14 protein-coding genes are annotated in these 13394 nt (G+C 69.0%); 10 read left to right on the top strand and 4 right to left on the bottom strand.

Annotated features, from left to right (window positions below; genetic code table 11):
- Positions 1 to 238 precede the first annotated feature (238 nt).
- The 3 genes from FM069_RS03905 to FM069_RS03895 all read left to right on the top strand — a co-directional run bounded on the left by FM069_RS03905 (position 239) and on the right by FM069_RS03895 (position 2650).
- Positions 239 to 1729, top strand: coding sequence for a leucyl aminopeptidase (locus FM069_RS03905; protein ID WP_143486970.1), 1491 nt, complete (start codon positions 239 to 241; stop codon positions 1727 to 1729).
- A gap of 67 nt (positions 1730 to 1796) precedes the next feature.
- Positions 1797 to 2225: a DNA polymerase III subunit chi gene (locus FM069_RS03900; RefSeq protein WP_143486969.1), complete on the top strand. Its 429-nt coding sequence runs from the start codon at positions 1797 to 1799 to the stop codon at positions 2223 to 2225.
- 17 nt (positions 2226 to 2242) lie between these two features.
- Positions 2243 to 2650, top strand: coding sequence for a DNA polymerase III subunit chi (locus FM069_RS03895; protein WP_143486968.1), 408 nt, complete (start codon positions 2243 to 2245; stop codon positions 2648 to 2650).
- A 3-nt stretch (positions 2651 to 2653) separates the two neighbouring features.
- Here the strand turns inward: FM069_RS03895 and FM069_RS03890 are convergent, their stop codons facing one another.
- On the bottom strand, positions 2654 to 3253 hold the full coding sequence (locus tag FM069_RS03890) for an acyl carrier protein phosphodiesterase (RefSeq protein WP_143486967.1): 600 nt from the start codon (positions 3251 to 3253) through the stop codon (positions 2654 to 2656).
- A 120-nt stretch (positions 3254 to 3373) separates the two neighbouring features.
- Here FM069_RS03890 and FM069_RS03885 point away from each other — a divergent pair, with 120 nt between their 5' ends.
- Genes FM069_RS03885 through FM069_RS03875 form a run of 3 tightly spaced genes read left to right on the top strand, consistent with a single transcriptional unit; the run spans position 3374 to position 5959 of the window.
- Positions 3374 to 3676 (top strand): ArsR/SmtB family transcription factor, encoded by a 303-nt coding sequence (locus tag FM069_RS03885; RefSeq protein WP_143486966.1) that lies wholly within the window; start codon positions 3374 to 3376, stop codon positions 3674 to 3676.
- 52 nt (positions 3677 to 3728) lie between these two features.
- Positions 3729 to 4892, top strand: coding sequence for an MFS transporter (locus tag FM069_RS03880; RefSeq protein ID WP_143486965.1), 1164 nt, complete (start codon positions 3729 to 3731; stop codon positions 4890 to 4892).
- Positions 4893 to 4909: 17 nt separating this feature from the next.
- Positions 4910 to 5959 carry an alkene reductase gene (locus tag FM069_RS03875; protein ID WP_143486964.1) on the top strand — a complete coding sequence of 350 codons (1050 nt, stop codon included), beginning with the start codon at positions 4910 to 4912 and terminating at the stop codon, positions 5957 to 5959.
- Between the two features lie 53 nt (positions 5960 to 6012).
- Here the strand turns inward: FM069_RS03875 and FM069_RS03870 are convergent, their stop codons facing one another.
- Positions 6013 to 6849, bottom strand: a complete 837-nt coding sequence (locus FM069_RS03870) for an ATPase (protein ID WP_143486963.1) — start codon at positions 6847 to 6849, stop codon at positions 6013 to 6015.
- 376 nt (positions 6850 to 7225) lie between these two features.
- On the opposite strand from FM069_RS03870, the gene FM069_RS03865 reads away from it, so the two are divergent.
- Entirely contained in the window at positions 7226 to 7489 is a 264-nt protein-coding gene (locus tag FM069_RS03865; RefSeq protein WP_143486962.1) for a hypothetical protein, read from the top strand.
- Here FM069_RS03865 and FM069_RS03860 read toward each other — a convergent pair whose 3' ends face one another.
- Together FM069_RS03860 and FM069_RS03855 are read right to left on the bottom strand one after the other, a co-directional pair.
- Positions 7490 to 8482: an NAD-dependent epimerase/dehydratase family protein gene (locus FM069_RS03860; RefSeq protein ID WP_143486961.1), complete on the bottom strand. Its 993-nt coding sequence runs from the start codon at positions 8480 to 8482 to the stop codon at positions 7490 to 7492. It abuts the gene before it with no gap.
- 95 nt (positions 8483 to 8577) lie between these two features.
- On the bottom strand, positions 8578 to 9471 hold the full coding sequence (locus tag FM069_RS03855; RefSeq protein WP_143486960.1) for a LysR family transcriptional regulator ArgP: 894 nt from the start codon (positions 9469 to 9471) through the stop codon (positions 8578 to 8580).
- 162 nt (positions 9472 to 9633) lie between these two features.
- Here FM069_RS03855 and FM069_RS03850 point away from each other — a divergent pair, with 162 nt between their 5' ends.
- From FM069_RS03850 to FM069_RS03840, 3 genes are all read left to right on the top strand, one after another.
- Positions 9634 to 10236: a LysE/ArgO family amino acid transporter gene (locus FM069_RS03850; protein ID WP_143486959.1), complete on the top strand. Its 603-nt coding sequence runs from the start codon at positions 9634 to 9636 to the stop codon at positions 10234 to 10236.
- Positions 10237 to 10415: 179 nt separating this feature from the next.
- A complete protein-coding gene (locus tag FM069_RS03845) occupies positions 10416 to 10997 on the top strand; it encodes a superoxide dismutase (RefSeq protein ID WP_143486958.1) in 582 nt (193 codons plus the stop codon).
- Between the two features lie 307 nt (positions 10998 to 11304).
- On the top strand, positions 11305 to 13368 hold the full coding sequence (locus FM069_RS03840; protein ID WP_143486957.1) for a putative bifunctional diguanylate cyclase/phosphodiesterase: 2064 nt from the start codon (positions 11305 to 11307) through the stop codon (positions 13366 to 13368).
- Positions 13369 to 13394 lie beyond the last annotated feature (26 nt).

Below are 13394 nucleotides of genomic sequence, written 5' to 3'. Positions count from 1 at the left end.
AGTAGGATACGCGACACGCGCAGGCGGTCCGACCGTCTGCCTGGCGATGCAACCGCGCCACCCAGACGGCGGCCGCCCTTCGGCGACCGTGCCGGACGCATTCGGGTCGGAGCGACGAGGCGCCCACTCGCGCCCACCGCGTACTCTCGGCCACCGCCGCGGAGACCGAACGAACCACACGACCGATCACTTTCGGGAGCCGACACCCCGGCCCCGCCCGCTGAAGGACACCTCACCCATGGAATTCCTCGTCAAAAGCGCCCGCCCGGAAACCCTGAAGACCGCCACCCTGGTGGTCGCCGTCGGCGAAGACCGCCAGCTCGGCAGCCTCGCCCAGGCGGTGGACGCCGCCAGCGGCGGTGCGATCGGCGCCGCGCTGAAACGTGGCGACCTGGCTGGCAAGCTCGGCCAGAGCCTGCTGCTCCACGGCCTGTCGGGCCTCAAGGCGGAACGCGTGCTGCTGGTGGGCCGCGGCAAGGAAACCCTCTCCGACCGGCAGTTCCGCAAGATGGCCGCCAGTGCCTTCGGCACCCTCAAGGGCCTCGGCGGCGGCGACGCGGCCCTGGCCCTCTTCGATGTCCCGGTGAAGAACCGCGACGTCTACGGCGTGGCCCGCCTGCTCCTGGAAAGCCTGGCCGATGGCGTCTACCAGTTCGATCAGTACAAGAGCAAGAAAGCCGAACCGTATGCCCTGAAGAAGATCACCCTGGTCACCGCCAAGACCGAGCAGGCCGAGGTGGAGCGCGCCGCGACCCATGCCCGCGCCATCACCGCCGGCATGGCCCTGACCCGCGACCTGGGCAACCTGCCGCCCAACGTCTGCACCCCTACCTACCTGGGCGAACAGGCCCAGGCCATGGCCAAGGCCCACGACAACCTCACGGTCGAAGTGCATGACGACAAGAAGCTCCGCGAGCTGGGCATGGGTTCGTTCCTCGCCGTGGGCCGTGGCAGCGAAGAACCCCCGCGCCTGGTGGTAATGAACTACCAGGGCGGCGGCAAGGGCGAGCAGCCTTACGTGCTGGTGGGCAAGGGCATCACCTTCGACAGCGGCGGCATCAGCATCAAGCCCGGCCTGAGCATGGACGAGATGAAGTACGACATGTGCGGCGCCGCCAGTGTGCTGGGGACCTTCCGTGCGGTGCTGGAGATGCGCCTGCCGATCAACCTGGTGGGCCTGCTGGCTTGTGCCGAGAACATGCCCAGCGGCCACGCCACCCGCCCGGGCGACATCGTCACCACCATGAGCGGGCAGACGGTGGAGATCCTCAACACCGATGCCGAGGGCCGCCTGGTGCTGTGCGACACCCTCACCTACGCCGAGCGCTTCAAGCCCCGCGCGGTGATCGACATCGCCACCCTTACCGGCGCCTGCCTGGTGGCCCTGGGCAGCCACACCTCGGGCCTGCTGGGCAACGACGACACGCTGATCCGCCAGTTGCTGGACGCCGGCGTCGCGGCCGACGACCGCGCCTGGCAACTGCCGCTGTTCGACGAGTACCAAGAGCAGCTGGACAGCCCCTTCGCCGACATCGCCAACATCGGCGGGCCGAAGGCCGGCACCATCACCGCGGCCTGCTTCCTTTCGCGTTTTGCCAAGCAGTTCCAGTGGGCGCACCTGGACGTGGCCGGCACCGCCTGGGTCAGCGGCGGCAAGGAGAAAGGCGCCACCGGGCGTCCGGTTCCCCTGCTGACCCAGTACCTGCTGGACCGCCTGCAACAGGCCTGACGGCTACGCCGCCCCCGCGCACCTGCCGGAGGCGGCCAGGCACCCTGCCGAACCACGAGCCGGACCCATGCCCCGTATCGATTTCTACATCCTGCCTACCGACGACCCCGACGCTCGCCTGACGGTCGCCTGCCGCCTGGCCGAAAAGGCCTGGCGCCAGGGACTGCGGGTCTACCTGCACTGCCAGGACGGCGCCCAGCGCGAGCGTCTGGACGAGCGGCTGTGGCGTTTCAAGGGCGAAGCCTTCATCCCCCATGGCGACGCGGAATCGGATGACGACGCACCGGTGGCCCTGGGCCTGGGCGACGACCCCGGCAGCCACCGCGAGCTGTTGATCAACCTGGCCCTGGCGGTCCCGGCCTTCCACGAGCGCTTCGCGCGGATCGCCGAGCTGGTGGTGGAGGACCCCGCGATCCGCCAGGCCGGTCGGGAGAATTTCCGTTTCTACCGCGAGCGCGGCTATCCTCTGCAGGACCACCGCCTGCCGCGCCTCTAACGCTGCCGATCCGTACGATGGACAATTCCCATACCCCACCGCCGCCCGCCCACCTGCTGAACGATCTCGAATCGATCCGCGAACTCTTGGAAGACGGTCTCGAGCCTCCACTGCTCACCGATACCTTCGACCCGGATGCCATTCCGCTGCTGTCGGAAGTGGTCGCCCCGCCGCCGTCGGACGCCCGCCCGCTGCATGCCCCGGAGCCGCTGCGTTCGCCCCAGGCTCACGCGGCGCCGGAAGCGCCGACGCCCGAGGCACCCTTGCGCAACACCGACCCGGCAAGCCTGGACAGCGAGTTGCGCGCCGCCGCGCAGCTGATCCTGCAGGACGTGATCGACGATTTCGTGCCGCAGATCGAGGCCGAGCTCAAGCGTCGCCTGGAGGCCCGCCTGAGCCGCCTGTTGCCGCCACGCCGTGGGTGACCCTCAGCGCCGCACCGTTCTCAACGCGTCCTCCAGGGCGCGCTGGGCGAAGGCCATCAGCTCCGGGTAGAACGCGTCGAAGTCCTCGCTGAGCCGGTCGTAGCGCTCGGCCACCTCCTCGTAGGCACCGTCCATCAGGCTCGGCCGTGACAGCCGCGTGCGCATGCCGACGATCACCCGGTCCAGGGCCTCGAACGCCCGGTAGCCCCCCAGCCAGTCTTGGGCCGCCATGTGCGGCACGATGAGGCCCAGCCGCTCCGGCAGCGCCGGCTCGGTCTGCAATACGCCATAGACCCGGGATGTGAAGCGCTCCAGGGGTTCGCTGGCGTAGTCGTGCCAGTTCAGCGCCAGGCGATGATCGAAGAACAGGTCCAGCAGGATGCCGGCGATTCGCCGTCGCTCCGCGGGGAAGCGCGCCCGGGCGCGGGCGGTGACCGGATGGCTGTCGGTGAAGATGTCGATGCGCCGGTGCAGCAGGATCGCGGCTTCGACATCGGCGGGGTAGCGGCCGTCCAGCGGCCCCTTGACGAAGTCGCCATACAGGCTGCCGAGCAGTTGCGCCGGCGCCGGGCCGCCCAGATGGAGGTGTGCGAGGTAATTCATGGCGGGAGCTTAGCGCGTCGCATCAGCAGGGTCGATGACGACTATCGGGCGGAACGATCTGCATATCGTCAACGTCCGATATAAGGTTCGCCCCATCGCGATATGCAGAGCCCAGCCGCCATGCCCATCGACCTCGACGAAGCCCTCAAAGCCATCGCCCACCCCGTGCGCCGCGACATGCTGAGTTGGCTGAAAGACCCGCAGCGCCATTTCCCCGACCAGGAGCACCCCCTGGAAATCGGTGTGTGCGCCGGCCAGTTCGACCAGCGCACCGGGTTGTCGCAGTCCACGGTCTCGGCCCACCTGGCCACGCTCCAGCGGGCCTGCCTGGTCACCAGCCGGCGGGTCGGGCAATGGAATTTCTTCAAGCGCAATCAGGCGGCGATCGATGAACTCGTCCGTCGCCTGGGCGAAGAACTCTAGCGCCGGCCGCATGCAGCGATCCGAACCCTCCCGCAGTCACAGGAGCCGGCACATGCCTTCCTCGCTTCTCGTTCTCGCTCTGTCCGCGTTCGCCATCGGCACCACGGAATTCGTCATCATGGGCCTGCTGCCCGACGTCGCCACCGACCTCGGCGTGTCGATTCCCGGCGCCGGCTGGCTGGTCACCGGCTATGCCCTGGGGGTAGCCATCGGCGCCCCGTTCATGGCCATGGCCACTGCCCGCCTGTCCCGCAAGACCTCGCTGCTGACGCTGATGACGATTTTCATCGGCGGCAACCTGTTCTGCGCCCTGGCCGCGGACTACGGCCTGCTGATGGCCGCCCGGGTGGTTACTGCCCTCTGCCACGGGGCATTCTTCGGCATCGGCTCGGTAGTCGCCGCCAGCGTGGTCGCCCCCAATCGGCGCGCCTCGGCGGTGGCCCTGATGTTCACCGGCCTGACCCTTGCCAACGTGCTCGGCGTGCCCCTGGGCACCGCCCTCGGCCAGGCCGCCGGCTGGCGTTCCACCTTCTGGGCGGTGACCGTGCTGGGAGTGGTGGCCCTGATCGGTCTCTGGCGCGTCCTGCCCAAGGCCCGCGAGGCGGAAACCACCGACCTGCGCAGCGAACTGGCGGCCCTGGGGGGCGCCGGCCTGTGGCTGGCGCTGACCACCACGGTCCTGTTCTCGGCGGCGATGTTCTGCCTGTTCACCTACGTCGCCCCGCTGCTGGGAGACGTCACCGGCGTATCGCCCCGCGGCGTGACCTGGACCCTGCTGCTGATCGGCCTGGGCCTGACCCTGGGCAACGTGATCGGCGGGCGCCTGGCCGATCGCAGCCTGATGCACACCCTGGTGGGGGTCTTCATCGCCATGGCCCTGGTATCGGCCGTCCTGAGCTGGACCAGCCACGGCCTCGTGGCCACCGAGGTCACCCTGTTCCTCTGGGCAATCGCCGCCTTCGCCGCAGTGCCGGCCCTGCAGGTCAACGTGGTCGCCTACGGCCACGCCGCCCCGAACCTGGTATCGACCCTGAACATCGGCGCCTTCAACGTCGGCAACGCCCTCGGCGCCTGGGTCGGCGGGCTGGTCCTCAGTGAAGGCCTCGGCCTCACCCGAGTCCCGCTGGCCGCCGCTTCCCTGGCCCTGCTCGCCCTCATCGCCACCCTGGCGACCTTCAGCCAACGCAAGCCCGAGCCGGCCCCGGCTCTCGACTAATCCACGGAGACCGCACCATGCCCACGCTTTTCGACCCGATCACGATCGGCGACCTGGAACTGCCCAACCGCATCATCATGGCGCCCCTGACCCGCTGCCGCGCCGACGAGGGCCGCGTGCCCAACGCGCTGATGAGCGAGTACTACACCCAGCGCGCGTCCGCCGGCCTGATCATCAGCGAGGCCACCTCGGTCACGCCCATGGGCGTCGGCTACCCGGACACCCCCGGCATCTGGTCGGACGATCAGGTGCAGGGCTGGACCCAGGTGACCAAGGCCGTACACGCCAACGGCGGGCGCATCTTCCTGCAGCTCTGGCACGTGGGCCGCATCTCCGACCCGCTGTACCTGGACGGCGAGCTGCCGGTGGCGCCCAGCGCCATCGCCGCCAAGGGCCACGTCAGCCTGGTCCGCCCCAAGCGTGACTTCGTCACCCCGCGGGCCCTGGACAGCGAAGAGATCCCGGCCATCGTCGAGGCCTACCGCGCAGGGGCGGAGAACGCCAAGCGCGCCGGCTTCGATGGCGTGGAGATCCACGGCGCCAACGGCTACCTGCTGGACCAGTTCCTCCAGGACACCACCAACACACGCACCGACGGCTACGGCGGCTCCCTGGAGAACCGGGCGCGTCTGCTGCTGGAAGTGACCGATGCAGTAATCGGCGTGTGGGGCGCCGGCCGGGTCGGCGTGCACCTGGCGCCGCGGGCCGATGCCCATGACATGGGCGACTCCAACCGGGCGGAAACCTTCGGCTACGTGGCCCGGGAACTGGGCAAGCGCGGCGTGGCGTTCATCTGCGCCCGCGAGCATGCCGCCGACGACAGCCTGACCCCGGCTCTGAAGGACGCTTTCGGCGGCGTGTTCATCGCCAACGAGGGCTTCACCAAGGACAGCGCCAACCAGTGGCTGGCCAACGGCAAGGCGGATGCGGTGGCCTTCGGCGTGCCGTTCATCGCCAACCCGGACCTGCCGGCCCGGCTGGCCCAGGACGCGGCGCTCAACGAAGCCCACCCGGACACCTTCTACAGCCACGGCCCGGTCGGCTACATCGACTACCCCCGGCTGTAACCGGCCCCAAAAAAAACCCGCTTCGGCGGGTTTTTTTATGGGCGGCCGGGCGTTCAGCGGGCGTTCAACTGGTGCTGCAGGTTCTGCACCTGGCTCTGCAGCGCGCTGATGTTGCGCGTGACCTGGCCACGGAAGGCATCGAATTCCGCAGTGTTCCCGGCGTTGCTGGTGGCCGCGGCGGCGCGGGCGTCCAGTTCGCTGCGCAGGACCAGCAGGTCCTGTTCCAGGCGGGCGATGTTCGGGGTCGGGTCGCCCTGCTTCTTCAGCGCCGCGACGTCGTTCGCCAGGGCCTTGAGCTGGGTGTCCAGCTGGGCCTGGGCCGCCTGGTCGGCCTGGACCTTGGCCTGCAGCTCGTCCACCGCCTTCAGTCGCTCCGCCAGGGACACGCCGGCGTCCTGCAGGGCCTTGAGGTCCGTACCGAGCTGGGCGAGGCGCTTGTCCAGGCCGTCCTGGGCGCCAGTGGCCCCCTGTTGCTGCTTGTCCAGCTCGGCCAGGCGGGTTTCCAGCTGCTTGACCCGCAACCGCAGGGCCTCACTGCCGCTGGTGACGCTGGACTCGGTGGCCACCACCTTGCCGCTGATGGCCTGGATGCGCCCGGCCGCTTCTTCGCTGATACGGGCGAAGCTCTCCTGGGTCGCCACCAGTTGCTGCTCCATCAGCGAGATCTGCTGGAAGCTCCACGCGCCCAGGCCGCCCAGGGCGATCACCAGGGCACCCACCAGCGCCCACAGCGGGCCGGTGCCGAGGCCGCCGGAGCGGCGAGCCTTGGCCGGGCGCGCCGCCGGCGCGTAGGGCTCGCGGCCGTCCCGGACAGGCCCGTAGTCATGGTCGTGAACGTCGGTGGTCAGGCTGGGCACGTCGTCCACTTCGTCGAGAGCATCGTTGCGCATTGGGGAAACCTTCGGAGGTCCGGAACCGCGGTGGGGCGGGAGTATACCGGGTCGCGTCGCGGCGCTCACGTCGCGCCAGCGCGGTGCGCCCGGCTCCGACGATGCACCGTTCGGCCCCGCGCGCCGGCCTTCATGGCTGCCTGCGCCGCGCCGAGGCGCTCACGCGCCAGGCCGTGGAGGTGGCACCCGGCAGAAGCCGGGAGGCAGCGCACGCCGGGGCCGTCGGCCGTTCCGGCAGCCGCCGGCCCCGTCACATCCGACTCGTTCGTCCAGCCGCGCCGGTCTGCCGCGTAACGGACTGGTACGCCGCTTGCTTTTCCAGCGAGCCGGGCCGCGCGATGCGCCGGCTTCCCTTCCAGCCCGAGGAACCATGCCCATGGAACTGAACAAGGCGGTACTGGATTGCATGCAACGGCTGCGACGCCTGTTGCGGGACGAACAGGCGCTGGATATCCGCCTGAGCCAGCCGGACGCGGTGCAGGCCTTGCTGCAGGCCAGCCATGCCGCGGAGCACCCGGAGATCCGCCAGTTGGGCGAACGGCTCGCGGAACTCAGCGGGGAGCGCCTGCCGGCCCCGGTGCCCAGTGAGGAGGAGCTGATCCGCCGCTACACCCAGTACGCCGGGCCGCTGCGGGGCTAATCAGGCGTCGCCGCGGGCACGCCAGGCCGCGCAGAACGCGTCCAGGGAATCCCGCAGGGCGTCCCGCGGCTGGTAGCCGAGACGGAGCCGCGCCTGGCTGATGTCTAGGCTGAAGGAGCGCGCCATCACCGCCACCCCCAGGCGCAGCAGCGGTGGCTCCGGCTGACCGGGCAACCAGCGGCAGACGGTCTCGCCCAGGCTCGCCGCGGCGTAGGCCAGGGCATAAGGCACGCGCCGGGTGACCGGCGGCAGGTCGAGCCGGCGCATCACGTAGTCCACCACGTCCCACAGCGGCTGCGGCTGGCCGTCGCTGATGTTGTAGACCCGCCCGAGGGCCTGTTCCTCGGCCTGCAAGCCGAGGAACAGCGCCTGGTTGAGGTTTTCCACGCTGGTGAAATCCACCTGGTTGCGCCCCTCGCCGATGATCGCCAGGCGACCCCGCCGCTGCATGTCGATCAACCGGGGAAAGATGCTGGTGTCGCCGGCGCCGGTGACGAAGCGCGGACGGAACGCCAGCACCTCCAGGCCGGCCGCCTGGGCGGCGAACACCCGCTGCTCGGCCAGGTACTTGGTTCGCCCGTAGTGATCGGAAAAGCGCTGCGGCAACTGGTCCTCGCGAATCCCGACATGGCTGCGCCCGTCGAAGTACACCGAGGGCGACGACAGGTGCAGCAGGCGCCGCACGCCCTGCGCCAGGCAGGCGTCCACCACGTGCTCGGTGACCGTGACGTTGCCGTGGTGGAAGTGGGCGTAGGGCCCCCACACCCCCACCGCGCCCGCGCAATGCACCACCGCATCCACCCCCTGGCAGAGTTCGCGCACGAACGCCGCGTCACCCAGGTCGCCTTCCACGTACTCCGCACCCAGGACGCGCAGGCCGGCCACCGCCTCGGCGCGCCGCCCGTTGATGCGCACCGAGAGGCCCTGCTGCAAGGCGAAACGGGCGAATTCGCCGCCGATGAAGCCGCTCGCACCGGTTACCAGAATCGTCATCGCCGTCTCCCCGAGGCTGCCAGCGGCGACTGTAGCAGCCCGCCCCCGACCGGCGATGTGGCGCCGGCGGCCAATGCAGCGGCCGTGGCGGTCGCTCAGTCCGCCACGGCCAGCCAGTCCGGCGCGCGGCGACGCAGGTGGTCGGTCAGGCTGGCGAGCAGCTCGCCGCCGTTGCGCCAGTGATGCCAGTAGAGGGGCACGTCCACCCCGCGCCCCGGCATCAGGTCCACCAGGCGTCCTTCCGCCAGGGCCTGGCCGGCCTGCAGCTCCGGCACCATGCCCCAGCCGACGCCGGCCAGGGTCAGCCGGACGAAGCCATCCGAGGAAGGGCACAGGTGGTGGCGGAAGTCCTCCTCGAAGCCCAGGGTCGCCAGGTAGCGGTGCTGCAGCAGGTCGTCGTTGCCGAAGACAATGCCTGGCGCACGCGCCAGGGCGGCGGCGGTCACCCCGTCGGCGAAGTGCCGGGCGACGAAGGCCGGGCTGGCCACGCCGCGGTAACGCATGGCACCGAGCAACTGGCTTCGGGCGCCGGCTACCGGGCGCTCCGCGCCGCACAGGCAACCGGCCACCTCGCCGGCACGCATCCGCCGCAGGCCCACGTCCTGGTCTTCCACCACCAGGTCCAGCAGCACCCGCTGCTCGGCGCAGAACGGTGCCGTCGCCTCGGCCCACCAAGTGGCCAAGCTGTCGGCGTTGAGGGCGATGCGCAGGCGCTCCGGCGGCAGGCCGTCGTCCAGGGCCGGGACCTGGGCCTGCAGGTCGTGCTCCAGCAGGCGCACCTGCTGCACGTGGTTGAGCAGCCGCCGCCCGATGTCGGTGGGTGCCGGTGGGCTGGCGCGCACCAGCACCGGCTGGCCGACCCGCGCTTCCAGCAGCTTGATGCGCTGGGAAACCGCGGACTGGGACAGGCCCAGGCGCAGGGCGGCCCGCTCGAAGCCGCCCTGCTCCACCACTGCCGCCAGTGCGGCCAGTAACTTGTAATCGAACATGCGCGTCCAGCTCCATCAATTCAGCTAATGCCCAATCTACAGGATTCGTTTTTCTGATGACTCGTGACCTGCGAGGGTAATGGCTCCCCCCTCACGAGTACCCTTCATGAATCGCCTCCGTTCGCCCCACCCTTCGGCTACCGTCCGGGAGACCTGCTGATCATGTGGCCCAGCTACTTGAACGGCCTGATGCTCAGCGCCAGCCTGATCATCGCCATCGGCGCCCAGAACGCCTTCGTCCTCGGGCAGAGCCTGCGCCGCGAATACCCCCTGCTGGTGGCCGGCATCTGCGTCCTGTGCGACGCCCTGCTGATCACCGCCGGAGTGCTCGGCCTGACCCGGCTGATCACCGACAGCCCGCTGCTGCTGGAGCTGCTGCGGGCCGTGGGCATCGCTTTCCTGCTGCTATACGGCGCCCGCGCCCTGCTGCGCGCGGTGCATCCCGGAGCATTGCAGCGGGCTGGCGCCGAGGCGGGTCGCTCGAGGCCCGCGGTGATCCTGGCGACCCTGGCGATCACCCTGCTGAACCCCCACGTCTACCTGGACACCGTGCTGCTGATCGGCTCCCTGGGTGCCCGCCAGGCGTCACCCATGGCCTTTGCGGCCGGCGCCTCCAGCGCATCGCTGCTGTGGTTCTTCGCCCTGGCGGTGGGTGCCGCGCGCCTCGCCCCGTGGCTGGCACGCCCCTTCACGTGGCGGCTGATCGACCTGGCGGTGGCGCTGATGATGGCCTACGTGGCGGTTCAGCTGTACCTCGGCGGCTGACCCAGCGAGGGCTCTGGGAACCGCCTTTCCCGTACAGTTGTCGCGTGGTTATGCCCTGGGTCGGGTGTTATGATCCGGCGTTCGCGGTCAGGCAGGGTACAAACCCGCCGACCGCCCCTGGCCGCCCGTGAACGGCCGTGCGCCCGGCGCACATTCCCCACCTGACAAGGAGATAGACCATGGCTTTCGAATTGCCGCCGCTGCCTTACGAAAAGAACGCCCTCGAGCCGCACCTCTCCGCCGAAACCCTGGAATACCACCACGACAAGCACCACAACACCTACGTGGTGAACCTGAACAACCTGATCCCGGGTACCGAATTCGAAGGCAAGAGCCTGGAAGAGATCATCAAGTCCTCTTCCGGCGGCATCTTCAACAACGCCGCCCAGGTGTGGAACCACACCTTCTACTGGAACTGCCTGTCCCCCAACGGCGGTGGCCAGCCCAGCGGCGCCCTGGCCGATGCCATCAACCAGGCCTTCGGCTCCTTCGACAAGTTCAAGGAAGAGTTCAGCAAGGTCTCCATCGGCACCTTCGGTTCCGGCTGGGGCTGGCTGGTGAAGAAGGCCGACGGCACCCTGGCCCTGGCCAGCACCATCGGCGCAGGCAACCCGATGACCAGCGGCGACACCCCGCTGCTGACCTGCGACGTCTGGGAACACGCCTACTACATCGACTACCGCAACCTGCGTCCGAAGTACGTCGAGGCGTTCTGGAACCTGGTCAACTGGGACTTCGTGGCGAAGAATTTCGCTGGCTGATCCTGGTACCCGCTTCCTCGAAAAACCCGGCCCTGGCGCCGGGTTTTTCGTTTCTCCGGCAGCGATTCTCCGCACCGCCCTGCCCGACTACCCGTCAGGAACGGCCGTCGCGCCCGTCCCGGTTCCCTGCCCCGGACGCGGCTCGTATTTTTCAGCGACAGATGACAGCGCGCCGAAGCGCGGTATGCTCAGCACAGTCACGGACCGGCCGGGAGGGCCATCGCCATAATGGCCCTTTGACGGCCACCGCGTGTTTGCCAATACTCACTCGGTCTGGCGCCCTGCGGCATCGAACAAGGATTTCCACTTGAAGCTGGAACTCAAACACAGCCTGTCGCTCAAGCTGCTGCGCGTCGTGCTGCTGTCCGCCTTCGCGGTGGGGGTGGTGCTGAGCTGCGCGCAGATCGTCCTCGACGTGTACAAGACCCGCCAGGCCGTGGCCAGCGATGCCCACCGCATCCTCGGCATGTTCCGCGACCCCTCCACCCAGGCGGTTTACAGCCTGGACCGAGAGATGGGGATGCAGGTCATCGAGGGGCTGTTCCAGCACGAGTCGGTGCGCGTCGCCTCCATCGGCCACCCCAACGAGCCGATGCTGGCGGAGAAGGAACGACCGCTGTCCAACCTGCCCACCCGCTGGCTCACCGACCCGATCCTCGGCCAGGAACAGATGTTCAGTACCCGCCTGGTGGGCAAGGGCCCCTATAGCGAGTACTACGGCGACCTCAGCATCACCCTGGACACCGCGCCCTACGGCGAGGACTTCGTCACCAGTTCGGTGATCATCTTCGTCTCCGGCGTGCTGCGGGCCCTGGCCATGGGCCTGGTGCTGTACCTGGTCTACCACTGGCTGCTGACCAAGCCGCTGTCGAAGATCATCGACCACCTCACCAGCATCAACCCGGACCGCCCCAGCGAGCACAAGCTGCCGATGCTGGCCGGCCACGAGAAGAACGAGCTGGGCCTGTGGATCAACACCGCCAACGAGCTGCTGGCCTCCATCGAGCGCAACACCCACCTGCGACGCGAGGCCGAGAACAGCCTGCTACGCATGTCCCAGTACGACTTCCTCACCGGCCTGCCCAACCGTCAGCAGCTGCAGCAGCAGCTGGACCAGATCATCGAGAGCGCCGGACGCCTGCAACGGCGGGTGGCGGTGCTGTGCGTCGGCCTCGACGACTTCAAGGGCATCAACGAACAGTTCAGCTACCAGACCGGCGACCAGTTGCTGATCGCCCTCTCCGACCGCCTGCGCGCCCACAGCGGTCGCCTCGGCGCCCTGGCGCGCCTGGGTGGCGACCAGTTCGCCCTGGTGCAGGCGGACATCGAGCAGCCCTACGAGGCGGCGGAACTGGCCCAGAGCGTGCTGGACGACCTGGAGGCGCCTTTCGCCCTGGAGCAGCACGAGGTGCGCCTGCGCGCCACCATCGGCATCACCCTATTCCCGGAGGATGGCGACAGCACCGAGAAGCTGCTGCAGAAGGCCGAGCAGACCATGACCCTGGCCAAGAGCCGCTCGCGCAACCGCTACCAGTTCTACATCGCCAGCGTGGACAGCGAGATGCGCCGGCGCCGGGTGCTGGAGAAGGACCTGCGGGAAGCCCTGCCCCGGGGCGAGCTGCAACTGGTCTACCAGCCCCAGGTCGCCTATCGGGACCACCGGGTGGTGGGGGTCGAGGCCTTGCTGCGCTGGCAGCACCCGCAGCACGGCCTGGTGCCGCCGGACCTGTTCATCCCCCTGGCGGAGCAGAACGGCAGCATCATCGCCATCGGCGAATGGATTCTCGACCAGGCCTGCCGGCAACTGCGGGAGTGGCACGACCAGGGCTTCACCGAGCTGCGCATGGCGGTGAACCTGTCTACCGTGCAGCTGCACCACGCCGAGCTGCCACGCATGGTCAACAACCTGCTCCAGGTCTATCGCCTGCCGCCGCGCAGCCTGGAGCTGGAAGTCACCGAGACCGGCCTGATGGAAGACATCAGCACCGCCGCCCAGCACCTGCTGAGCCTGCGCCGCTCCGGCGCACTGATCGCCATCGACGACTTCGGCACCGGCTATTCCTCCCTCAGCTACCTGAAGAGCCTGCCGCTGGACAAGATCAAGATCGACAAGAGCTTCGTCCAGGACCTTCTCGAAGACGAGGACGACGCCACCATCGTCCGGGCCATCATCCAGTTGGGCAAAAGCCTGGGCATGCAGGTGATCGCCGAGGGCGTGGAAACCGTCGAGCAGGAGAACTACATCATCACCCAGGGCTGCAACGAGGGTCAGGGCTACCTCTACAGCAAGCCCCTGCCGGCCCGCGACCTGACCCTGTTCCTCAAGCAGGCCCGGCGCCTGAACTCCGCGGCCAACCCCGCCGCGCTATGAGGCGGTGAGGCGGGCGCGGATCTCGT

The organism is Pseudomonas mangiferae (assembly GCF_007109405.1).
Lineage (GTDB): Bacteria > Pseudomonadota > Gammaproteobacteria > Pseudomonadales > Pseudomonadaceae > Pseudomonas_T > Pseudomonas_T mangiferae.
This window is presented reverse-complemented; position numbering and strand designations above follow the sequence as displayed.

What these genes read in the sequence shown, in the direction of transcription:
- FM069_RS03905 (WP_143486970.1), top strand. Translation starts at nt 239, where the DNA reads ATGGAATTCCTCGTCAAAAGCGCCCGCCCGGAAACCCTGAAGACCGCC.
- FM069_RS03900 (WP_143486969.1), top strand. Translation starts at nt 1,797, where the DNA reads ATGCCCCGTATCGATTTCTACATCCTGCCTACCGACGACCCCGACGCT.
- FM069_RS03895 (WP_143486968.1), top strand. Translation starts at nt 2,243, where the DNA reads ATGGACAATTCCCATACCCCACCGCCGCCCGCCCACCTGCTGAACGAT.
- FM069_RS03890 (WP_143486967.1), bottom strand. Translation starts at nt 3,253, where the DNA reads ATGAATTACCTCGCACACCTCCATCTGGGCGGCCCGGCGCCGGCGCAA.
- FM069_RS03885 (WP_143486966.1), top strand. Translation starts at nt 3,374, where the DNA reads ATGCCCATCGACCTCGACGAAGCCCTCAAAGCCATCGCCCACCCCGTG.
- FM069_RS03880 (WP_143486965.1), top strand. Translation starts at nt 3,729, where the DNA reads ATGCCTTCCTCGCTTCTCGTTCTCGCTCTGTCCGCGTTCGCCATCGGC.
- FM069_RS03875 (WP_143486964.1), top strand. Translation starts at nt 4,910, where the DNA reads ATGCCCACGCTTTTCGACCCGATCACGATCGGCGACCTGGAACTGCCC.
- FM069_RS03870 (WP_143486963.1), bottom strand. Translation starts at nt 6,849, where the DNA reads ATGCGCAACGATGCTCTCGACGAAGTGGACGACGTGCCCAGCCTGACC.
- FM069_RS03865 (WP_143486962.1), top strand. Translation starts at nt 7,226, where the DNA reads ATGGAACTGAACAAGGCGGTACTGGATTGCATGCAACGGCTGCGACGC.
- FM069_RS03860 (WP_143486961.1), bottom strand. Translation starts at nt 8,482, where the DNA reads ATGACGATTCTGGTAACCGGTGCGAGCGGCTTCATCGGCGGCGAATTC.
- FM069_RS03855 (WP_143486960.1), bottom strand. Translation starts at nt 9,471, where the DNA reads ATGTTCGATTACAAGTTACTGGCCGCACTGGCGGCAGTGGTGGAGCAG.
- FM069_RS03850 (WP_143486959.1), top strand. Translation starts at nt 9,634, where the DNA reads ATGTGGCCCAGCTACTTGAACGGCCTGATGCTCAGCGCCAGCCTGATC.
- FM069_RS03845 (WP_143486958.1), top strand. Translation starts at nt 10,416, where the DNA reads ATGGCTTTCGAATTGCCGCCGCTGCCTTACGAAAAGAACGCCCTCGAG.